Source organism: Nocardia sp. NPDC050412 (assembly GCF_044458825.1).
GTDB lineage: Bacteria > Actinomycetota > Actinomycetes > Mycobacteriales > Mycobacteriaceae > Nocardia.
Genome location: NZ_JBITIJ010000011.1, coordinates 304,635 through 327,232, shown reverse-complemented (window position 1 = coordinate 327,232; position 22,598 = coordinate 304,635). Strand labels below are relative to the sequence as shown.

Sequence of the window (22,598 nt, the reverse complement as noted above, 5' to 3'; positions counted from 1 at the left end):
GAAGCGCATGCGACGAAGTCGCGAGTCTCGACGGCTCGGACGCGAGACACCAGGGGGCCGCGAACACGCAGCGCCGAAGGCGCTGCCATTAAACAGAGCCGCGCCGGAGGTAGGGCACTCCAACCCAGTAGCCTCTGGGCGTGTCTACTGGTCGCCCCAACGGCTCCACTCCCGCGGATGAGCGGCCGGTTTCGCTGCATACGGCGCTGCGCGAGAGTCCCGGCGTATTGCGGTTGGCGCTGATCCGCTTTACCGGTCAGTTCGGTGATGGCATGTTCCAGGCGGCGCTGTCCGGTGCCATTCTTTTCAACCCGGAGCGGGAGACCGATCCGCTCGCCATCGCGGCCGCGTTCGCGGTGCTGCTGCTGCCGTATTCGCTGATCGGGCCGTATGCCGGTGCGCTGCTGGACCGGTGGGATCGGCGGGCGGTGCTGCTTGTCGCCAATGTGCTGCGGGCGGTGCTGATCGCTGCGGTGAGTGTCGGACTGCTTGCGGGCAGTAGTGCGACGCCGTTGTTGTTGCTCGCGCTCGCCGTGGTGGGAGTCAGTAGGTTCGTGCTCTCGGGCGTGTCCGCGGCGCTGCCGAGGGTGCTCGATCAGCACTGGCTGGTGCCCGCGAATTCGGTGCTGGCCACGGTGGCGTCCGGCTGTGCCGGTGTCGGCGCGGCCGCGGCGGTCGCGATCATCGGGTTGATCGGCGCGGGTGATTTCGCATCGGCGGTCGCGGTGGCGATCAGTGCGGTGTGGTCGGTCTGCGGTGCGGTATTCGCGGCCGGATTCGGGGCCGGGGCGCTGGGGCCGGAGCGTGGGACTGCGGCGCGCGGCAGTGCCGTGCGCGCGATCGCGACCGGTCTGCGCCACGGTGCGGGCGCGGTCTGGGGAGCTGTTCAGGTCACCACCGCGATGCTCGGCATCGGCACGCATCGGATCGTATTCGGCACCAATACGTTGATCATGGTGCTGGTGCTGCGGCAGGCGCCGGTCGACGGCGGCGGCGCGAATACCGGACTGACCCGGTTCGGACTCGCCATCGGCTGCACCGCGGCGGGCATGTTGGTGGCGGCGGTGGTCGCACCGGTATTGATTCCGCGGCTCGGCCGGTCGCGCACGGTGGTGCTCGGGCTGTTGACCGCGACCGTGGTGCAGTTGGCGCTGGTCACCCCGACCGCGATCGCCTCCACCGGAACCGCGGCGCATCGGGCGCATCAATTGCTGTTGGTGGCTGCCTTCCTACTCGGGCTCGCGGGGCAGACCATCAAACTGACCGGCGATGCGACCATGCAGATCGATATCGATGACACCAGGCGCGGTCAGGTTTTCGCCTTGCAGGACACCGTATTCAATATCGCGTTCGTACTGGCGATCGCGCTCACCGCATTGGTGATCCCGGAGGATGGGCGCTCGATCGCAGTTGTGCTCGTCGGCGCCGGTATCTATTGCGCGGGGATCGCGGCCATTGCCTTGAACAATCGGCGCTCGCCGGTCACTGGCTGAATGGCATTGTCGGGTAGCCGGATTCATCGACCGACCAGGGCCGGTGATCCCGCAGCGCTGCGACCTGTTCGATCGAGGCATGCGGATCCGGCCATTGCGAATCCTGCGGCGGCTCATCGTCATTCGCCAAGGCTGCACCGAATTCGTCGGCGGCGAGGTGATCCAGCTCCGGCTCGGTGCGCTCGATCCAGGCCAGATCTTCGCTGCCCGCATCGGTCGGACTCCCGGTGATCTGGTGATTCCAGGTGCCGTTGCCAATGGGGTCGGTGAAGAAATGGTCGGGTACACCGTCGTCGTCCAGATCCAGCCCGGCCACATCGGCGATGCCGGTGCCGTCCGAATCCCACAGCACGTCATCGACCAGGCCGTCGCCGTCGAAGTCGAGTGCCACCGCATCGCCCAGTCCCGACCCGGATAGATCCCGATCCGCCTGACTGGCCCAGACGTGGACCGTGCCGTCACCGGTCCCGAATACGTACTCGATCTCGCTCATATCTGATTGGACGCGACTGCGCCCCATCCGGTTCCCCCCGTCGCGCCATTCGGTCGGGTAAGTTGATCTCCCATCGACCCGAATCGACAGGGAGTCAACAAGGAATGGGATTTCGGCCGAGCGGTACGCGTGCGTCCGCGTCGGCGGCCAAGCATCCCTGTGCGCCCGTAATCCTCGGTGTAATGCTCGCCGGAGCGCTGACCGTACCGGCTCCAGTCGCGCAAGCCGCGCAGCATCCGTGGGCGCCACCGCCGGTGAACAGCTGTGGCGAGATCGGATTCGACCCGTTGAACCGGGCGCCGGACCCCAACGCACCGCCGCCTCCGCCGCTGCCCGAGCTGCCCCCGCAGATCGATATACCGGTGCCGATTCCCGAGATCACGCCGGTACCTGTCCCCGATCCGGCGCCGGACAACACCCGGATCGATCCGGAGCCACTGCCACCGGACCCATGTCGCAACCCGTGCCCGGATATTCGAGACACGCCGAAACCGCCAGATCCCGCCACTGAACCCAAACCGTCGGATCCCGCCACGGAGACAGAACCGGAAATCGCGCCCGACACCGGATCGAGTTCCGGATCCGGCTCGGGCTCCGGATCGAGTTCGGGTTCCGGCGCGCTCCGCCTGCCGCGCATAGCGTTCCGTCCGGAGATCGAACCCGTTCCGATCCCGGTGCCCGGCCCCGACGGAATCGAACCGCAACCCGCGCCGCCGCCGATCGTGCACCCGGCCGAACCCGGACCACTGACCGCCGCCATCGGCCCGCCGCTGCTGGAGTCGGTGGAGCTGGTCGGTCAGGTGACCGGGCACGGTTCGGCGAATCGCACCGATATGCGCTGGCAGGTCGACGGCACCGATCTCGGCATCATGTGGGAGACCAAACCGGGCGAGGTCGCCGTGGCCTTCGGCGATACCTTCGGCGACGGTTGGACCTTCGGTGGCGTCGGCGGGCCCGATTGGCGCAGCAATGTGCTCGGCTACAGCACCGACCACGACCTCGCCGACGGCCTCAGCATCGACACCATGGTGCAGGACAGCCGTTGTCACGCCACCGAACTGCTGTCCAGCCGCAAGATCAAGAACTGGGAGACGACCACCATCCCGACCTCCGGGTTCGCGATCGGACAGCGCCAGTTCATGAGCTACATGTCGGTGAACCACTGGAGCCGCATCCCCGGCCTGTGGTCGACCAACTACGGCGGGCTGGCGTACTCCGACGACAACGGCCGCACCTGGGTCAAGGATCAGTACGCCAGGTGGGACAACTTCTTCGGGCTCGGCCGGTTCCAGGTGACGGCCATGGTGCCGCAGGGCGACTACGTCTACATGTTCGGCACGCCCAACGGCCGCGTCGGGGTCATCGGCCTGGCCAGGGTGCGCAAGACCGAGGTGCTGAACAAATCGGCCTACCAGTACTGGGTGGGTGGGACCTGGGCGCCGGCGGTCGAAAACCAGGCCACGCCTCTGGTTGTCGGTATGGCAAGCGAGCTGTCGGTGCGCTTCGACAAGGGCAGCCGGCAGTGGCAGATGGTCTATCTGGATTCGGCGCGCGGTGCGATCGTGATGCGCACCGCGGCCAGCCCACAGGGCGCCTGGACCGATGGTGTCCAGCTGGTCTCTACCGACGACTATCCGAAGGCCTACGGCGGCTTCATCCATCCGTGGTCGACGAGCGAGGATCTGTACTTCACCATCTCGGCATGGGATAGCTACAACGTGTACCTCATGCACGCGAAACTCGATCCGCCGCACTGATCGCGCTCGGATCGGCTCCGACGGTGATTGGGTATGGTGCGGATGTGATCGACCAGCGCATACCCATTTCGCACGGGCGGCTCCGGTGACGAGCGAGACACCGGGCTGGCAGTTCTGGATCGATCAGGGCGGCACCTTCACCGATGTGGTGGCTCGCCGTCCCGACGGCAAGCTCGTTACACACAAGCTGCTCTCGGAGAATCCGGCGCGCTATGCCGATTCCGCGGTGGCGGGCATTCGCGAAATCCTCGCCGACGCGGGGGGCTCCGCCGAGATCGATGCCGTCCGGATGGGCACAACGGTCGCGACCAACGCGCTGCTCGAGCGCAAGGGTGAACGGACTGTGCTGGTCATCACGCGTGGCTTCCGCGATGCACTGCGCATCGCCTATCAGAATCGTCCGCAGATTTTCGCGCGCGAGATCGTGCTGCCGGAGTTGTTGCACGAGCGCGTGATCGAGGTGGACGAGCGCGTAACGGCGGACGGCACCGTGCTGAAACCACCGAACCTGCAGGCCCTCGCCGCCGAGCTGAAGCCGTTGTACGACAGTGGTATTCGTGCCGTCGCCGTCGTCTGCATGCATTCACATCTGTATCCCGAGCACGAACAGGCGATCGGCCGGCTGGCCCGGGATATCGGATTTCCGCAGGTCTCGCTGTCCAGCGAGGTGAGCGCGCTGATGAAGCTGGTGCCGCGCGGGGACACCACGGTGGTGGACGCCTATCTCTCACCGGTGCTGCGTCGCTATGTCCAGCAGGTCGCCGACCAGCTCACCGGTGTGCGGCTGATGTTCATGCAGTCCAACGGCGGACTCACCGAGGCCGGACAGTTCCGCGGTAAGGATGCGATCCTGTCCGGCCCGGCGGGCGGCATCGTCGGCATGGTTCGGATGTCCGAACTCGCCGGATTCGATCGGGTCATCGGTTTCGATATGGGTGGAACCTCCACGGACGTATCGCATTTCGCGGGTGAGTACGAGCGGGTGTTCATCACGCAGATCGCCGGTGTCCGGTTACGCGCGCCGATGCTCGATATCCATACCGTCGCGGCCGGTGGCGGTTCGATCCTGCACTTCGACGGCAGCCGCTACCGCGTGGGACCAGATTCCGCGGGCGCGGCACCCGGACCGGCCTGCTATCGCGGTGGCGGACCGCTCACCGTCACCGATGCCAATGTGATGCTCGGTCGAATCCAATCCGCGCATTTTCCACGGGTTTTCGGGCCGGAGGGCAACGAACCGCTCGATGATGCGCTGGTGCGCAACCGATTCGCGGAACTGGCCGCCGAAATCGCGGAGAGCACCGGTGACGATCGCACACCGGAGCAGGTCGCCGAGGGCTATCTCGAAATCGCGGTCGCGAATATCGCGGCCGCCATCAAGCGGATCTCGGTGCAGAAGGGCCACGATGTGACCCGGTACGCGCTGACCACCTTCGGCGGTGCAGGTGGCCAACTCGCCTGTAAAGTGGCCGATTCCCTCGGCATTCGCACGGTTGTGGTGCCGCCGATGGCCGGTGTGCTCTCGGCTCTCGGCATCGGTCTCGCCGATACCACCGCCATGCGCGAGCGTTCGGTGGAGTTGCCGCTGCGCGACGAGTCGATGGAGCGTGTCGTCGAGATCGCCGATGATCTGGAGGCCATCACGCGCGCCGAACTACTCGGTGAGGACGTACCCGCGCACCGGGTGCGCATCGTGCGGCGCGCCCAGCTGCGCTACGACGGCACCGACACCACGCTCACCGTCGAACTCACCGAACCGACGCAGATGGCAACGGATTTCGTCGAACGCCATCGGAGCACCTATTCCTTCGTGCTGGACCGCCCGATCGTGATCGAGGCGCTTTCGGTCGAGGCGACCGGACTCACCGAACCACCCGATCTCGCCGACCTCGCCGGACCGCGCTCGGCCACCGGCGAGTCGGAGTCGGTGTGGCTGCATACCGGAGGCGCTCGACGCGAAGTATTCCTTTATCGGCGTGCCGAATTGATGCCGGGGCGGGCGGTGCGCGGACCCGCGATCATCACCGAGGCCAACTCCACCACGGTCGTCGACGACGGTTGGCAGGCCGTGGTGAACGACCTCGGCCATCTGATCATGGAACGGGTCGCCGCGGTGGCCGGACCGGAGGCGGACACCGAAGCGGATCCGGTGCTGCTGGAGGTCTTCAACAATCTGTTCATGTCCATCGCCGAGCAGATGGGCGCGCGGCTGGAGTCGACCGCGCAGTCGGTCAATATCAAAGAGCGCCTGGACTTCTCGTGCGCGCTCTTCGATCCTGACGGCAATCTCGTCGCCAATGCGCCGCATATCCCGGTGCATCTCGGATCGATGGGGACCAGTGTCAAGGAGGTTATCCGGCGCAGGCAGGCCGGGGGCATGCGTCCCGGCGACACCTATGCGGTCAACGATCCCTACCACGGCGGCACCCATCTGCCCGATGTCACGGTGATCACGCCGGTATTCGATACTGCAGGCACCGAGATCCTCTTCTATGTCGCATCACGCGGTCATCACGCCGAGATCGGCGGTATCGCGCCCGGTTCGATGCCGGCCAACAGTCGTCGCATCGAGGAGGAGGGCGTTATCTTCGACAACTGGCTGCTCGTCGAGGACGGCCGGTTCCGGGAGGATGAGACGCTGCGGTTGCTGACCGAAGCGCCGTATCCCTCCCGCAATCCGGCCACCAATATCGCCGATCTGCGGGCCCAGATCGCCGCAAATGCCAAGGGTGTCGAAGAAGTCCGGAAGATGATCGAGCACTTCGGACTCGATGTCGTCGAGGCGTATATGCGGCATGTGCAGGACAATGCGGAGGAGGCGGTGCGGCGCGTCATCGATGCGCTCGACGACGGCGAATACGCCTATGCGACCGATCTAGGTGCGACCATTCGGGTTCGGGTCACGGTTGATCGGGAAAACCGCAGCGCCACCATCGATTTCAGCGGCACGTCGGCGCAGCTCGACGGTAATTTCAACGCGCCCTATGCCGTCGCGAACGCGGCGGTCTTGTATGTCTTCCGCACGCTGGTCGCCGACGATATTCCGCTCAATGACGGCTGCCTGCGCCCGCTGCGGATCATCGTGCCGGCTGGTTCGATGCTCGCGCCGGAACCGCCGGCCGCGGTGGTCGCGGGCAATGTCGAGACCTCCCAGGCGATTACCGGCGCGCTGTACGCGGCGCTCGGGGTGCAGGCCGAAGGTTCGGGCACGATGAACAACATCACCTTCGGCAATGATCGCAGCCAGTACTACGAGACGATCGGATCCGGATCCGGTGCGGGCGACGGCTTCGACGGCGCGCCGGTGGTCCAGACCCATATGACCAACTCGCGGCTCACCGATCCGGAAGTGCTGGAGTGGCGGCTGCCGGTGCTGCTCGAGGAGTTCTCGGTACGGGCGGGTAGCGGGGGCTCCGGGCGATGGCGTGGCGGTGACGGAGCGGTGCGTCGACTGCGGTTCACCGAAGCGGTGACGGTCTCGACGCTGTCGAGTCACCGTCGGGTGCCCCCGTACGGCATGGCGGGCGGCGCGCCCGGCGCACTCGGCCGAAACCGGATCGAGCGTGCCAATGGCACGGTGCAGGACCTGAGCGGGGCGGATTCGGCGCACCTCGACCCCGGGGATGTGCTGGTCATCGAGACGCCCGGCGGCGGCGGGTACGGGAACTGATCACGGTCGGCGCGCCGCCCTGGCATGCTTTTCGAGAGTGAGGTAGCTCACATTCGACAGTGTCACGTCGGAAGGAGGTCAGCTGTCTGATGACCATGAACGACAACAAGAACGTATTGCTGGCCGGGGCGAGCGGAGTGCTGGGCGCCCACATCACCACCGCTCTCCGGCAGTCCGGCTACACGGTGATTTCGCTGTCCCGCGGCGCCGGGGCCGATGTCCAGGCCGATCTGATGAATCGCGACCAACTGCTGCGCGCGGTCGAGGGCCGCACCGTCGACACCGTGGTGCACGCGGCGACGGCACTGCGCAAGGCGCCCATGCGGCACAAGGATATGTACGCGACCAATGAGCTGCGGATCACTGGCACCGCCAACCTGCTGGAGGCCGCGCGCGCCGTCGGTGCCCGGCGGGTCATCGCCGAATCCGTGGTCCTCGGTTACGGCTACGGCGATTTCGGCGATCACGTGCTCACCGAGGACGACCCCTTCGCATCGACCGGCGACAAAGCAGTGGAACCCCACCTCGAAGGCATGCGGGTCAAGGAAGAGCTGATGCTGAATGCCGATGGGATCGAAGGGATCTCATTGCGCTACGGCATGTTCTACGGCGCGGGCGGCACAGAGGCCATTATCGAGATGCTGCGCAAGCGACAGCTGCCGACGGTGAACGATCACGGACGGGTGCTGCCGTGGGTCGATCTGGCCGATGCGGGTGCGGCGGTGGCGCTGGCCGTCGAAGGCGGAAAGCCCGGTGCCGCATACAACATCGTGGACGACACCCCGCTCGGCTTTGGTGCATACGTCAAGCTGGTGGCCGAAACCTTCGGCACACCAAAGCCATTGACCGTACCGGCCTGGATGATGCGGCCCATGTCGTACGCCTACCGCATGACGCAGGCCAGTATGCGAGTGTCCAACGCCAAGGCGAAGACGGAGCTCGGTTGGACACCGCGCTATCCGTCCTGCGCCGATGGCATGCGCGCTTTGGCCGCCGCGCAGCACGGCTAGCCGATCAGCGCGTAGAGCCGCGAGCCGCCGAGGCGCGTCATTCTGTGGATACGCACAATTGCCCGCATCGTCACAGCCGCGAACGTGGTCGGGTGCGCCGACGCCAAGTACGCTCGGAGCAATCATGGCCACGTACTTCGATCCGACGTCATGGTCACCGATGCGGGCCGTCGACATGGGTAAACGCCTCTTCGATCAATCACTGCTCGAACAATGGCTCGCCTACACCACTGCCTGGGTGGATCCATTGGCCGATTTCGGCGCGGGCACTGTGACCGCACTCATGCCGGACGTACTGATGACGGTGCTCAGCGAGGGCATTCTGAGCCGTTTCGGCGGCCAGGAGGTCAGCGCCACCCTGCTCGGCCACGATCTGCACGCGACCCTGCAGGTGCTCAAGGTGCGCCGACGCGGCGCGCATTTCCAGACCAAGACAGTGCTGTCGCGGCTGCGCTGGGACGATCACCCGATCGAACAGGTCACCGTGATCGCGCACGGCGTTCGGCTGGTGCCCGGCGTGCCGACGAAGGCGCGGGTGCAGCAGCTGGATCTGAACGGGACCGTCACCACCGCGGCGCTGGTGGGCTGGCTCGATACCCAGCAGCTCGATTGGAAACTCGACATCGACGCGAGCGGATTGATCCGGGCGAAGCATCGAAGGCGCCCGATCAGCGCGCTGGTGGAGGCGCAAGTGCGCGACAACTTGCTGACCGTCGATATCCACCGGGCGAACTGGTTGGGCATCCGAGTCCCGCGAAAGCTGGTAATCGCGCCGGCGATCCCGCTGGATCGGCTACCGAATGACGCGCGCATCGTGCACGCCACCCGCGAGGGCGATCTGGTCCGGTTCCGCGTGGAGCTGCCGGGGATCATCGGATCATTCGATCTGGCACAGATCCGCTCGGCCATCGTGGCGGGCACCACGCTGATCATCTTCTGACCGAGGTGGCGATTGCGTTCAGACCTGGGCTTTCCACCATTCCAGCAGCGCGGCCTCGGCCTCATCCCTGGTGAGCGGTCCGCGATCCAGGCGCAATTCCTTCAGGTATCGCCACGCGTTGCCGACCTCGGGACCGGCGGGAATGCCGAGCAGTTCCATGATCGCGTTGCCGTCCAGGTCCGGACGCACCCGATCCAGATCCTCCTGCTCCTGCAGTCTGGCGATCCGCGTCTCCAGCTCGTCATAGGTGGCGCGCAGTGCGGCGGCGCGACGCTTATTGCGGGTGGTGCAGTCGGCGCGGACCAGTTTGTGCAGCCGAGGTAACAGGTCAGCGGCATCGGTGACGTAGCGGCGCACCGCCGAATCGGTCCACTGTCCCTTGCCGTAGCCGTGGAAACGCAAGTGCAGGAAGACCAGTCGCGCCACGTCCTCGGTGAACTGCTTGGAGTACTTGAGCGCGCGCAATCGCTTGCGCACCATTTTCGCGCCGACCACCTCGTGGTGATGGAAGCTGACCCCGCCGCCCGGTTCATTGCGCTTGGTATCGGGCTTGCCGATATCGTGCAGCAGCGCGGCCCAGCGCAGCACCAGATCCGGATCGCCCTCCTCCAAGTCGATGGCCTGCTGCAACACGGTCAGCGAATGCCAGTAGACATCCTTGTGCTGGTGGTGCTCGTCGATCTCCAGCTTCATGGCGGGCACCTCGGGCAGCACCAACTGGGCCAGGCCGGTCTCGCACATGATGTTGATGCCGTCGATCGGATGCGCGGAGGCGATGAGCTTATCCAGTTCGGTGCGCACCCGCTCGGCGGTGATCCGCTCGAGCTCACCCGCCATGGCGGCGATCGCGGCCCGCACCCGCGGCTCTAGTTCGAAACCGAGCTGCGCGACGAACCGCGCGGCCCGCAGCATCCGCAGCGGATCGTCGTGGAACGAATCCTCCGGCGCCGCAGGCGTATCCAGCATTCCGGCGAGCAGCGCGTCCATCCCGCCGAGTGGATCGACGAATTCCAGCGACCCATCGGCGCCGATCTTCACCGCCATCGCATTGACCGTGAAATCGCGCCGCACCAGATCACCCTCGAGCGAATCACCGAAAGTGACCTCGGGATTGCGCGACACCCGGTCATAGGTGTCGCTGCGGAAGGTGGTGATCTCCAACTGCTGATCGGCCTTCGACGCACTCACCGTGCCGAATGCCAACCCGCCGGTATCCCACAGATGATCGGCCCACCCGCGCAACAACTCCTGCACCTGCTCGGGCCTGGCATCGGTGGTGAAATCCAGATCCGTCCCCAAACGCCCGAGCACCGCATCGCGCACACTGCCCCCGACCAGGTACAGCTCATACCCGCGCGCGGCGAACAACTCGCCCAGCGGCGTCAACACCTCGGACAACCGTCCCAGCGTGACCGCGGCCGCGGCCAGCAATCGGGTACGTCGATCCAACGCTGCATCCTCGGACTTGGGCGAAACCACGAAGCAGCAGCTTACCGAGCCCGCACAACCGATATTCCAGCGCAACCCACGCAGCGCGCAGATATATAAGGCCAGACGCATCCGGCGCGGGTGGAGGTACCGAGTCGTCGAACATCCAGCACCTCCTCGGACACGAACACTCAGGTCGCGACCTCGGCACCCACACAACTCCAACGGAGCGAGTCCGACGAGCGAGGAGTTGGCGGCCCGTCTCGCGATCGAGTGGCCGAAGCGCGGGTGCTGCAGGCGCGAGTCTCGGCCGCTGAGGCTGTGTACATCCGGCGCCGAACGATCCGCACTTCGGTGACCACCACGGGACCGAGGAGTTGGCGGCGCCGGAGGCGCGGCAATTCAGCAAAGTAGGATTGCGTGGTGTCTCCGGCCGATCGCGCGAACAGTCGACGCCGCCAGCCCCGGCGCCGCGGTTCGGCCGCCAATGCGGCGAAACCTCGCATGCGCACGGTACGGGAAACCTCGGCGGGTGGACTCGTGGTCGACGGGTTGGACGGGCCGAGCGATAAACGCAGTGCGGCGTTGATCGGGCGGACCGATCGGCGTGGCAGACTGCTGTGGTCGCTGCCCAAGGGACATATCGAAGAGGGGGAGACGCCCGAGCAGACCGCGATCCGGGAAGTCGCCGAGGAGACCGGAATAAATGGGATAGTGGTCGCCGAACTCGGCAGCATCGATTACTGGTTCGTTACCGAGGGTCGCCGGGTACACAAGACCGTGCATCATTATCTGCTGCGCTCCATCGGTGGTGAGCTCTCCGATGCTGACGTCGAGGTCACCCAGGTGGCGTGGGTTCCGTTGAGCGAATTGGATTCTCGGCTCGCCTATGCCGATGAGCGGCGCCTCGCCGAAGTGGCGAATCGGATGATCGACCGGATGGAGACCGGCAAGAGATGACCCAGACTTTCCGGCATCGCGCAGCGATTCCGTGGGGGGTGGTGGTCGGGCGACGGGTGGGCCTGTTCCGGATCATCGCTGCGGTCCTGACCATTCTCGGCTCGGCACCGGCGGTTCCGGTATTGCTCGCCCAGCCCGCCGCCGCCCAGCCGACGACGCCGAATAGTTCGTCGTCGCCGAAATTCCTGAAGCTGACCCTGGATTCGGTGAATCCGGCCGCGGTGACCACCACCAGCGATCCGACGTTGACGGTCGCGGGGACCGTCACCAATATCGGTGATCGGGTGGTGCAGGACATCAGCGTCCGCATCCAGCGGGCCGCCGCGGTGTCGACACCCAGTGCGCTGCGCTCGACGCTGCGCCTGGATCAGGTCAACTACGACGTGACCGGTCCGTTCGAAGATATCGCCGATCGATTGAGTCCCGGCCAGCGCAAACAGTTCACGATCAGCATCGCGTTGCGCTCCAACGGCGGTGCGCTCGCGCTGGATATCAGCAAGCCCGGCGTTTATCCGCTGCTGCTGAATGTCAATGGTGAACCGGCCTACGGCACCCAGGCTCGCCTCGACGACGCGCGTTTCCTGCTGCCGGTGCTCGGCGTGCCGCCCGCGGTCGATATCAACTCGCCGGTGCCCGCCACGCCCGATACCCCGGTGGCGACGACACTGCTGTGGCCGCTGGCCGACCGCCCGCGGCTGGTCGCCGGTGTCACCGGCCCACTCAACGGAAAGGCCGAGCTCACCGATGACGAACTGGCCGCATCGCTGGGCAAGGGCGGACGGCTGGATCAATTGCTCGGGGCCTTGGAATCGGTACTCGGCACCAATCCGGCCAGTCGCGATCGCACGCTGAACTCGGCGGTCTGCGTCGCGATCGATCCCGATCTGCTGATCACCGCGCAGGTGATGACCAAGGGGTATCGCGTACTGGCCAGCCCGTCCGATCCGGACGGTGCGACCAGAGCGGGCACCGGCGCCGACCAGGCCCAGACCTGGCTGGACCGATTGCGCGCGGTCGCCGCATCGACCTGTACGGTCGCGCTGCCCTTCGCGCAGGTCGATCTCACCGCACTGGCCGCGGTCGACGATCCCGAACTGTCCACCCGGGCGCTGAACGATCCCGCCGATATCGTCGATTCGATCCTGGCCACCAAATCGGTGCGCGGGGTGAGCGTGCCGGATTCCGGCAGTATCGATGAGAGCGCGGGAATGTTGTTGCGCGGCCACGGTTTCGGAACCGCCGTAGTGGCCGATAACGCCGCCGTCCCGCTCGGCACCGCCGGTGCCTCGACGGATTCGGAGCCGATCACCACCGGACGCGGCGGCAACGGTAATCAGAGCACCGCCAACCAGACCACCGCGACTCAGCCGCTGCCGGAGACGAGCACGCCGGATGTGGTCCGGCTCGCCGAGATCGCCCCGGTTTCCGTCACGCCGGAGCCCACGCCGGAACCGCAGACCAGCGCGACACCGACCACATCCGCGCCCACGACCAGCGCCGCCCCTTCCAGCACCCAGACCCCGCCCGCCAATCCACCCGCCGATCCGGCATTGCATGCGGCGAGCTTCGATATCTGGTCCGCGACGGCCCTCGCCGCCGTCGGCTCCAACCCACCGACGCCGTCGTTCACTCCGGCACGCGTCCGCTACGACGTCACCAACGACTCCCGAATGGCCCGCCTGCAGGACGCACTCGGCGCCATCACCTGGTCCGCGCTGAACCCGGAACCGAACCGCCCGCGCTCCTTGCTGCTGGTGCCGCCGCAGCAGTGGAGCGCGAACCGGGAAGAGGCCACCGCGATCCTGAAGCAGGTCGACCTGCTGCTGCGCAATAACCTGGCGACCCCGCGCACGCTCGCCGAGCTGGTCGCCGAATCGCCCGACGCACAGCCGCACGAACCCGACTATCTGCCGCAGGCCGCCCATGACGCAGTACCGGAGCGCTTCGTGTTCCCGGTCCGCGACCAGGGCCGTCGGATCACCGATCTCATGCGCTCGCTCGTCGAGGTGCCCGAGAACGAGCCGACGCCCAACCAATATCTGACCCCGCTGCGCGACGATCTGCTGCGCGTAATGACCCTCTCGGACCGGCGCTCCGGCGATTCCGCACAGCCGGACACCTATGCCCAGCGCCGACTCGACCAGACGACACGCACGCTGGGCCGGCTCTACGGTTCGGTCACTGTGCTGCCGCCCGGCGGGGTGTACACCTTGGCCTCCGAACAGAGCCCATTGCTATTGGTCGCACGCAACGATCTGCCGGTCGCCATTCGGGTCCGGTTCCGGATCGAGGCGCCGACGGAGACGAAAATCACCGATCCGGGTGAGGAGACGCTGCCCCCCACCGGAAGCCGATCGTTCCAGATCCCCACCGAGGTCACCGATAGCCGTAACCTGGTCATTCCGATCTCCCTTACCACGTCCGACGGCGTCGCACTCGGCAATCCCACCTCGGTCTCGGTGCGTTCGAACGCTTACGGTCAGACCTTGGCAATAATTACGGCGTGTGCCGGAATACTGCTGTTCTTGTTGGCCGGGCGCCGGTTGTGGCGTCGGTTCCGCGGACAGCCGGATCCGGCCGACGAGGGTTTCGATCCGGGCACTCGACGCCGGGTGAATAGGTACCGACGGGCGCGCATGCGTGTACAGCGGGAGCAGCAGGAGGCGGGATGAGGACGAGGACACCTCGCTCATGCTCGGCTGTCGTCGCTGTGCTCATTCGACCGACCGGTAGGCAGTCGGTTGCCGCCGATCGGTGCCGACCCCGCACCGCGCATGGCATCGTGGAGGACAATCGCGTAACACCCTGGGCGTCATTCGGCCCGGCGGCGGGGGATGGCATGGCGCAGGAGGCACGATGAGCGACGATGATCTATCCGCTCATCGGCAACCACCTGTTGATCGCCCCGACGGACCCCCGGCCCGCCGGGCGCCCTCGGCACCCTGGGAACGGCCCCTGGCGCAGCCACCGGCGGAACCGGAGGACGCGCAGATGACTCCCGATGAACATTTCGGCGATTCGCCGCGCGTACCCCAGGTGAGTCGTCCCGGTCAGCCGCAGCGACCGGTGCCGCCACCCCGCCCGGCACCGCGCGTCCCGCAGCCACCCACCGGACCGATGGCACCGCCGTCCGGCGCATTGCCCAGGCAACCTCGGCCGCAGCAGCGGCCGGTACCCCGTACACCGCAATATCCGGAACCGCAGCAGTATCCCGAACCCCGCCCGCATCCGAGTCAGCAGCCGCATCCGGGTCAGCGGCAATACCCGGCGCCGCCGCAACAGCCCGGCCCGGCCCGGCCACGTCCGATGCCGCAAGGTCAACCGATGCCGCCCGGACAGCCAGTACCTGGACCACCGGGTGCACCGCGGATGCCGCCTCAGCGTTTCGCGCCGCCGCCGAACTATCAGGCGCCGCGACCGAGCTATCAGACACCGCCGCCACAGCCCCCGGTCATGCGGCAGACCCCGGTCGAACGACAGCCCCTGGTCGAACGACAGCGACCGGTAGAGCATCAGCCGCCGGTCGAACGGCGGCAACCGGTTGAACAACAGCATCGTCCCGCACCTCGGGAAGCTGCGAGGCCGCGCACCCAGGAATGGCCCGCCGCACCCGCATCGGGGCCGGTCGCCACCGAAGCCAAACAGAACGCGAGTTCGCGCCTGCTGCGCGACTCCGGATCCATCGCGCTCGCCACCCTGATCAGTCGCGTCACCGGCTTCGGCAAACAGCTGCTGCTGCTGACCGCGCTCGGGCCGGCCGTCGCGAGTGCCTACACCTCGGCCAATCTCATCCCCAATATGATCACCGAGCTCGTCCTCGGCGCGGTCTTGACCGCGATGGTGGTGCCGACGCTGGTGCGCGCCGAACAAGAGGACGACGACGGCGGCGTCGCGTTCGTCCGCAGGCTGGTGACCGCCGCCTTCGCGGTGCTCGCCGCGGCCACCCTCTTCGCCGCGGCGGCCACGCCGCTGCTTGCGACCAGAGTCTTCGTCTCCTCGGACGGCAAGGTCAACACCGAACTGACCACGGCGCTGACCTATCTGTTGGTGCCCGCCATCCTGTTCTACGGCATGTCGGCGCTGTTCACGGCGATCCTCAATACCCGCCAGAACTTCAAACCCGGGGCCTGGGCGCCGGTGCTGAACAACCTCGTCGTGCTGGTCGTGCTCGGTCTCTATGCCCTCACTCCGGGCGAGATCACGCTGGATCCGGTCCGGATGAGCGATCCGAAACTGCTGGTCCTCGGCGGTGGCATCACCCTCGGTGTGGCCACCCAGGCGCTGAGCCTGCTGCCCGCGATCAAGCGCAATCAGATCGATCTGCGTCCGCTGTGGGGTGTCGACGCGCGGCTCAAGCAGTTCGGCAAGATGGGTTCGGCCATCATCCTGTACGTGGTGATCAGCCAGATCGGTCTGATCGTCTCGAACCACATCGCCTCGGCAGCCGATGAGGCGGGCCCGGCGATCTATACCAATGCTTGGCTGCTGCTCCAACTGCCTTACGGCGTGCTCGGTGTCACGCTGCTCACCGCGATCATGCCGCGGCTGAGCCGCAATGCCGCCGCCGATGACACCCCCGCCGTCGTCGACGATCTGTCCGTCGCGACCCGCTTGACGATGATCGCCCTCGTTCCGGTGGTCACCTTCTTGACGCTGGCCGGACCGCAGGTCGGTGAGGCCCTGTTCGGTTACGCACGGTTCTCCGGCGACGCCGCACGCCTCGGTGAGGCCGTGAGCTGGTCGGCCTTCGCACTGATTCCGTATTCCTTGGTGCTGATCCATCTGCGCGTCTTCTACGCCAGGGAGCAGGCTTGGACGCCGACATGGATCATCCTCGGCATCACCACGATCAAGATCCTGTTCTCGGCGCTGGCACCGGTGTTGGCGAGCAGCAGCGATCAGGTCGTGATCATCCTCGGTGTCGCGACCGGACTCGGCTTCCTGGCCGGTGCCGTGATCGGCGGCTATCTGCTGCACCAGAGCCTCGGCGATCTACGCATGGTCAATGTCGGACGCACGGTGAGCCGCGTCCTGCTGTCCTCGATCGCGGGCGGCGCGGTCATGCTCATCGTGGACAAGGTGCTCGGACTCGACCGCCTCTCCGGCGGACCCGGCTCGCTGATCCGGGTCATCGTCTCGGCCATCGTGATGTTCGCGGTCGCCTTCGGGCTGATGCGCCTGGCCGGTATTCCGGAGATCGTCGCGATCACCGTCGCGATCTCCCGGCGTCTCGGCTTCACCCCGCCCGCCCCGGATCTCGATCTCGAGGGCCCGGTCGAGGACGAGTACGCGACACAGGTATTCCGGCGGCCCGAGCCGTATGTGGCATACCCTGGTTTCGACCCGTACATGGATGCCCAGACCATGGTGCTACCCGTGATCCGAGCTCATACCGTTGACAGCACCGGTATGGGTGAGTTCCCGTACCCTGTTCGGCAGAGAAGCACAAGTGGCGAGTTCGCCGGAACTTCGACATATCAGGGCGAAGGAGGAACGAGGGTGAGCGACGACGCGGCGCTGGGCGGCGTCCCAGCCGCCGAATCTGCTGCGACCAAGGCAGGCGGGCTCTCCACAGATGTTCCGCCCGCCGGGGAGGCCTCCGATCCCGCATACGCGAATCAGAGTGCCGATAACGGTCCGCCGGAGCACGATTCGGCGTCCGGACCCGGCGAGCAACCGCGGGAGGCCCCGCAGCGCGATCCGATGTACGACACCGGGATGATCCCGATCCCGCCGCAACTACCGCCGATGGACGACACCGGCCGAAGAACGCAGCGCGGACCCAAGCTGATTCCGGGCGCTTCCGTAGCGGGCGGCCGCTACCGGCTGCTCGCGAGTCACGGCGGATCCCGCGGACTCAAGTTCTGGCAGGCGCTCGATATCAAGCTCGACCGCGAGGTCGCGCTCACCTTCGTCGACGCCGATCAAAAGGCCACCGACAACTCCGGTCACGACGGTCCGCAGGCCATACTGTCGCGCACGCTGCGGTTGGGCCGGATCAACTCGCCGGGCCTGGCTCGCGTACTGGACGTGGTGCGTGGCAGTTCCGGCGGCATCGTGGTGGCCGAATGGACGCCGGGCCGATCGCTGCGCGAAATGGCCGAGACGGTGCCGTCTCCCATCGGTGCCGCCCGTGCCATCCGGGCACTGGCCTCGGCCGCCGAGTTGGCGCATCGCGGCGGTGGTTCGCTGTCCATCGACCATCCGGACCGGGTCCGGATCAGCGCCACCGGTGACGCGGTACTCGCTTTCCCCGGCACGTTGTCCGATTCCGACGCGCAATCGGATGTGCGCGGCCTCGGCGCCATGCTCTACGCGCTGATCACCGCGCGATGGCCGATCCGCGCCGGTGGTATGACCGGTACCGCCGCGACGGTCGGCGGGTTGCGGCTGGCCGATTTCGGTTCCGACGGCACCCCCGTCGAGCCACGGCAGATCCGGCCCGAGGTGCCGTTCGAGATTTCGGCGGTCGCGGTCCGTTCGCTGGAATCGAATAAGGGTGTGCGCACCGCGGCGACCGTGCAGCATGTGCTCGAACAGGCCTCGGTGGTCGACCAGAAGACCGATTTCATTCCGGTGCTGCGCCTCGGGCAGCGTCCGCCGAGCGGCGCCGAAGAATCGCTCGCCGATCCGGAATTGCTTGCGGCCGAACGGGAACGCTCGCAGCGGATGATGTGGATCATGGTCGGGCTCGGCATCCTGGCCGCGCTGGTGGTCGGCATCATCATCTGGTGGATGGTCAGTGTCTTCGCACCGACTGCCTCGGACGCGCCGCTCAACGAGCAGCGCAATATCGGCCTCACCACGAACAGTTCACCCGCGCCCGCGCCGACCTCCGGTGGTACGACGGGGACGGCCGCGGGCGGGGTACCGGTTCCGGTGACGAGTGTGTCGGTCTTCTCCCCGGAGGGCACGCCCGACAATGTCGGCGGTACCGGTGCGGTGCTCGATCACGATCCGGGCACCGTCTGGCGCACCGATCAGTACTTTCAGCAGTTCCCGGCGCTCAAGAAGGGCGTCGGGCTGCTGGCCACCCTGCCGAGTCCGGCAAAGCTGACCAGCGTCTCGATCGAGTCGCCCAGTGCGGGCACCTCGGTCGAGATCCGCACCTCGCCGACGGCCTCGCCGACGCTGGACCAGACCCAGCTGATCGGTTCGGCACGACTAGAGAACGGCATCACCGAAATCCCGGTCCGCGGCGATCAGGCCGCCCGCTATGTGCTCGTATGGATCACCGGACTCGGCAACTCCGGTGGCCAGTTCCAGACCTCGATCGCCGATCTCCGCTTCGACGCCGCTGCTTGACCGCCTCCCCGAATACTCAGGCCATACCAGTAAGTTCCGCTAGGGCCGCCTTCAGGTCCTGCGTCGAGTGCCCATCGACTTTTGGGCGTACCCGACGAGTTACCCATGTCTCGCGAAACCAGTTGTCGCGTCTCGCATCCCGCCCGCAGGTGTCGATTTCCCCGGGCATACCGCACAATTCAGCCCGCACTGGTCTGGTTGCTGCCAATTCTTTACTAACGATATGATCTAGCCGCGCTCTCACAGCAGGGGGAGCTCCCCGGGTTCTGGTTGTTCGATCCTGGATGCTGCGAAATTTCGATGGCGGTCGCCCGTGTCCGTCATCGCCGTGAGAGCTGTCCAAGGGGTTGGTTTTGCCGTCCGAACTGAACGAGGATTCCCCCGGAGGGAAGTCGCGGCCTGTTGCGTTCCGCGAGCGTTCGTTCGTTCCCGACGAGCTCACCGACGTCGAATTGCTGCAAGCCCATGTGCGCGGTCAGCGGCATGCCTTCGCCGAACTGCTGCGCCGCCATAACGACCACCTCTGGCAGACCGCCCTGCGCACCTCCTACACCCGCGAGGACGCCGCCGATTCGCTGCAGGACGCCCTGCTCTCGGCACACCGCACCGCCGCCAAATTCCGCGCGGAGGCCGAGGTGCGCAGCTGGTTGCACGCCATCGTGGTGAATGCCTGCCTGGACCGGATCCGGCGCAATAAGACTCGCCGCGCGGTATCGCTGTCGCCGGAGACCATGCCGGAACCGAAGGACACCCGCGACGATATCGCCGAACTGGAAATGTCACTCGTCGTCGACCGCGCCCTGTTCACGCTGCCGGAGGAGCAGCGGGCGGCGCTTGTCGCGGTGGAACTCGAGGGGCGTAGTGTCGCCGAGACGGCGGCGCTGCTCGGCGTTCCGGAGGGCACCATCAAGAGCCGATGCGCGCGGGGCCGGCAGCGGCTCCAAGAACGTTTGGAATTTCTGCGTGATCCGCGGAACCGGAAGTAGCTGAGATGCGTCATTAATAGTGACGGACTACCAGACGATGTACAGGCAGTGCCCGCGCCGTGCGGGCGGGCATCTATTCGAGAACCCGGAGGTGCGATGGCGAGCCGACCCGTTCCGCAGCCTCCGTTCTCACCCGAACTGCTCGCCGATCTACACGCCGACAATGTGGCGCCGGAGCTCAGTGAGCAACTGTGGCCGGTGGTCCGCAATGATCCGGACGCGCTTCGGTTCCTGAACTCGCTCGACGATGTCAGTGCCGAATTGCGCGCGCTCGGCCGGGACGAGCGCGTCATCCACGCCATGCCCGCCGATATCGCAGCCCGGCTGGAGGATTTCGTCGAAGGCCTCGATGCGGCGCAGGGGCCCATCGAGCAGGTCGCAACCGTCCATCGGCTGCCATCGGCCGCCACACGGCCGGAACCATCAGCTGCGGTGTGGCCCGAATCCGCCGATGACGCAAAGGATTCCGAGTACAAGGCGCCCATCCCGCTGACGCAACGCCGCACCCGCAACCTCCGCTGGCTCGCCGCCGCGGCCGCCGTAATCGCTGTCGTGGCCTGCGTCGCGGTCGTAATGGACGCGCTACGCGGGCACGAGGTGACGCCCAGCGCCCAACCGACCATCAGCAATGTCCAACTCGGTGACGAACTCGACGCCACCGTCGCACTCAGTGTCCTCGGTCGCAATGACGTCACCGGCGCACTCGGCACCCCGGCGGCCCTGAATCGGTGCGTCCACGCCAACGGCCTGGATCGCACCGTGCTCGGTTCGACCAACACCACCTTCCAGGGCAAGGATGCCGTGCTGATCCTGCTCACCGGCCCCCGCCCACACAAGATCACCGCGTTGGTCGTCGGAATCGGTTGCGGCGCCGACGATCCGCAGCAGCTGGCCCGCACCGATATCGGTTAGCGAGTGGGCGAGGTCACGTCGTGCGGTTGTCCCACATCACGTCGGGAACAACACCGTTTACCCTGTTGTTGACCGACACGTCTAATGAATCTCCCTCGGAAGGGTCACATGAGCAACGCAGTTCGCGACTTGATCATCGTCGGCTCCGGACCCGCCGGCTACACCGCCGCCGTCTACGCAGCCCGCGCCGAACTCCAGCCCCTGCTGTTCGAGGGCACCCAGTTCGGTGGCGCACTGATGACCACCACCGAGGTCGAAAACTTCCCCGGCTTCCGCGCGGGCATCATGGGCCCGGATCTGATGGAGGAGATGCGCGAACAGGCCAAGCGGTTCGGTGCCGATATCCGGACCGAGGATGTGGACGCCATTGACCTGAGCGGTCCGATCAAGACGGTCACCGTCGGCGATGAGACCCACCAGGCCTACGCCGTAATCCTCGCCATGGGCTCGGCCGCGCGCTACCTGAACGTCCCGGGTGAGCAGAAGCTGCTCGGCCGCGGTGTCAGCGCCTGCGCCACCTGCGACGGCTTCTTCTTCAAGGGCCAGGACATCGTCGTGGTCGGCGGGGGCGACTCCGCGATGGAGGAGGCGACCTTCCTCACCAAGTTCGCCAGCAGCGTCACCATCGTGCACCGCCGCGAGGAATTCCGCGCCTCGCGCATCATGCTGGAGCGCGCCAAGGCCAACGAGAAGATCAAGTTCGTACTCAATGCCGAGGTCGCCGCTGTCAACGGCGATACCAGCGTGGCCAGTCTGACCTTGCGCGATACCCGCACCGGCGAGACCTCCGAGCTGGCCGCGACCGGCCTGTTCGTGGCGATCGGCCACGACCCGCGCAGCGAGCTGGTCAAGGATCAGGTGGAGTTGGACGACGAGGGCTACGTGCAGGTGCTGCACCCCTCGACCGCGACCAAGGTGCCCGGTGTCTTCGCCGCGGGCGATCTGGTCGACCACACCTACCGCCAGGCCATCACCGCCGCCGGTACCGGCTGCCGCGCCGCGATCGACGCCGAGCGCTGGCTGGCCGAACAGGGTGACATCACCTCGAACACCCTGGATCACGCAGGCAACTCGGTTGCCGTGCCCGCCAACTGATCTCATCATTTTTGCACTACCCGCGGCGTGAGCGACGGGCCCGGAGGCGGAAGCTTGCGTGACCACGGAGGGCCCCGGAGCGCCGCAATTCAACAAAGGAGATACCCATGTCCGAAAATACGGTCACCGTGACCGACGCGTCCTTCGCCGACGATGTGCTGCTCAGTGAGAAGCCGGTACTCGTCGACTTCTGGGCCGACTGGTGCGGTCCGTGCAAGATGGTCGCCCCGGTGCTGGAGGAGATCGCGGGCACGCACGCGGATAAGCTGACCGTGGCCAAGGTGGATGTGGATGCCAATCCGGGCGTCGCCCGCGATTATCAGATCCTCTCGCTGCCGACTATGATGCTGTTCTCCGGTGGTAAGCCGGTTAAGCAGATTGTCGGAGCAAAGGGCAAAGCCGCCCTGCTGCGTGAACTCGACGGCATCATCTGACGTATTCGTCAAACAACGCCGTCAATCGACGACGCGCCGTAGGATGCCTGGACGCCGGGAATTGCTGTAATCCGGTCCGGGTCTGAGACAATCGACCGACCTCCGGTCGTGCGAG

Annotated in this window: 14 protein-coding genes; 12 read left to right on the top strand and 2 right to left on the bottom strand. The window is 66.4% G+C overall.

Annotated elements, in window-relative coordinates; translation table 11 throughout:
• Nucleotides 1-140: 140 nt before the first annotated feature.
• Nucleotides 141-1,493, top strand: a complete 1,353-nt coding sequence (locus tag ACIBI6_RS29460) for an MFS transporter (RefSeq protein WP_364350708.1) — start codon at nt 141-143, stop codon at nt 1,491-1,493.
• Here ACIBI6_RS29460 and ACIBI6_RS29455 read toward each other — a convergent pair.
• Complete coding sequence (locus ACIBI6_RS29455; protein WP_396958516.1) at nt 1,483-1,986, bottom strand: hypothetical protein; 504 nt, start codon at nt 1,984-1,986, stop codon at nt 1,483-1,485. The two genes, ACIBI6_RS29460 and ACIBI6_RS29455, sit on opposite strands and share 11 nt — an antisense overlap.
• A gap of 104 nt (nt 1,987-2,090) precedes the next feature.
• On the opposite strand from ACIBI6_RS29455, the gene ACIBI6_RS29450 reads away from it, so the two are divergent.
• The 4 genes from ACIBI6_RS29450 (at nt 2,091) to ACIBI6_RS29435 (ending at nt 9,363) form a co-directional block, all read left to right on the top strand.
• Nucleotides 2,091-3,743, top strand: a complete 1,653-nt coding sequence (locus tag ACIBI6_RS29450; RefSeq protein WP_396958514.1) for a DUF4185 domain-containing protein — start codon at nt 2,091-2,093, stop codon at nt 3,741-3,743.
• An 85-nt stretch (nt 3,744-3,828) separates the two neighbouring features.
• Nucleotides 3,829-7,413 (top strand): hydantoinase B/oxoprolinase family protein, encoded by a 3,585-nt coding sequence (locus tag ACIBI6_RS29445; RefSeq protein WP_396958513.1) that lies wholly within the window; start codon nt 3,829-3,831, stop codon nt 7,411-7,413.
• Between the two features lie 89 nt (nt 7,414-7,502).
• On the top strand, nt 7,503-8,423 hold the full coding sequence (locus tag ACIBI6_RS29440) for an NAD(P)-dependent oxidoreductase (protein ID WP_364350720.1): 921 nt from the start codon (nt 7,503-7,505) through the stop codon (nt 8,421-8,423).
• 124 nt (nt 8,424-8,547) lie between these two features.
• The gene (locus ACIBI6_RS29435; RefSeq protein ID WP_396958512.1) at nt 8,548-9,363 is read left to right on the top strand and encodes a hypothetical protein; all 816 of its coding nucleotides are present in this window, start codon (nt 8,548-8,550) and stop codon (nt 9,361-9,363) included.
• 18 nt (nt 9,364-9,381) lie between these two features.
• Here the strand turns inward: ACIBI6_RS29435 and ACIBI6_RS29430 are convergent, their stop codons facing one another.
• Nucleotides 9,382-10,842, bottom strand: coding sequence for a CCA tRNA nucleotidyltransferase (locus tag ACIBI6_RS29430; RefSeq protein ID WP_364350726.1), 1,461 nt, complete (start codon nt 10,840-10,842; stop codon nt 9,382-9,384).
• A 372-nt stretch (nt 10,843-11,214) separates the two neighbouring features.
• Here ACIBI6_RS29430 and ACIBI6_RS29425 point away from each other — a divergent pair, with 372 nt between their 5' ends.
• From ACIBI6_RS29425 to trxA, 7 genes are all read left to right on the top strand, one after another.
• The gene (locus ACIBI6_RS29425; protein ID WP_062981726.1) at nt 11,215-11,751 is read left to right on the top strand and encodes an NUDIX hydrolase; all 537 of its coding nucleotides are present in this window, start codon (nt 11,215-11,217) and stop codon (nt 11,749-11,751) included.
• Entirely contained in the window at nt 11,748-14,423 is a 2,676-nt protein-coding gene (locus ACIBI6_RS29420) for a DUF6049 family protein (RefSeq protein WP_396958511.1), read from the top strand. The genes ACIBI6_RS29425 and ACIBI6_RS29420 overlap by 4 nt, the downstream gene beginning before the upstream one ends.
• Nucleotides 14,424-15,204: 781 nt before the next feature.
• The gene (locus tag ACIBI6_RS29415) at nt 15,205-19,056 is read left to right on the top strand and encodes a lipid II flippase MurJ (protein ID WP_364350734.1); all 3,852 of its coding nucleotides are present in this window, start codon (nt 15,205-15,207) and stop codon (nt 19,054-19,056) included.
• A gap of 452 nt (nt 19,057-19,508) precedes the next feature.
• A complete protein-coding gene (sigM, locus tag ACIBI6_RS29410) occupies nt 19,509-20,042 on the top strand; it encodes an RNA polymerase sigma factor SigM (RefSeq protein ID WP_396958532.1) in 534 nt (177 codons plus the stop codon).
• Nucleotides 20,043-20,138: 96 nt separating this feature from the next.
• Complete coding sequence (locus ACIBI6_RS29405) at nt 20,139-20,954, top strand: hypothetical protein (RefSeq protein WP_396958509.1); 816 nt, start codon at nt 20,139-20,141, stop codon at nt 20,952-20,954.
• A 108-nt stretch (nt 20,955-21,062) separates the two neighbouring features.
• Nucleotides 21,063-22,049 carry a thioredoxin-disulfide reductase gene (gene trxB, locus ACIBI6_RS29400; protein WP_364350740.1) on the top strand — a complete coding sequence of 329 codons (987 nt, stop codon included), beginning with the start codon at nt 21,063-21,065 and terminating at the stop codon, nt 22,047-22,049.
• 107 nt (nt 22,050-22,156) lie between these two features.
• Complete coding sequence (gene trxA / locus ACIBI6_RS29395) at nt 22,157-22,483, top strand: thioredoxin (RefSeq protein WP_062981517.1); 327 nt, start codon at nt 22,157-22,159, stop codon at nt 22,481-22,483.
• Nucleotides 22,484-22,598 lie beyond the last annotated feature (115 nt).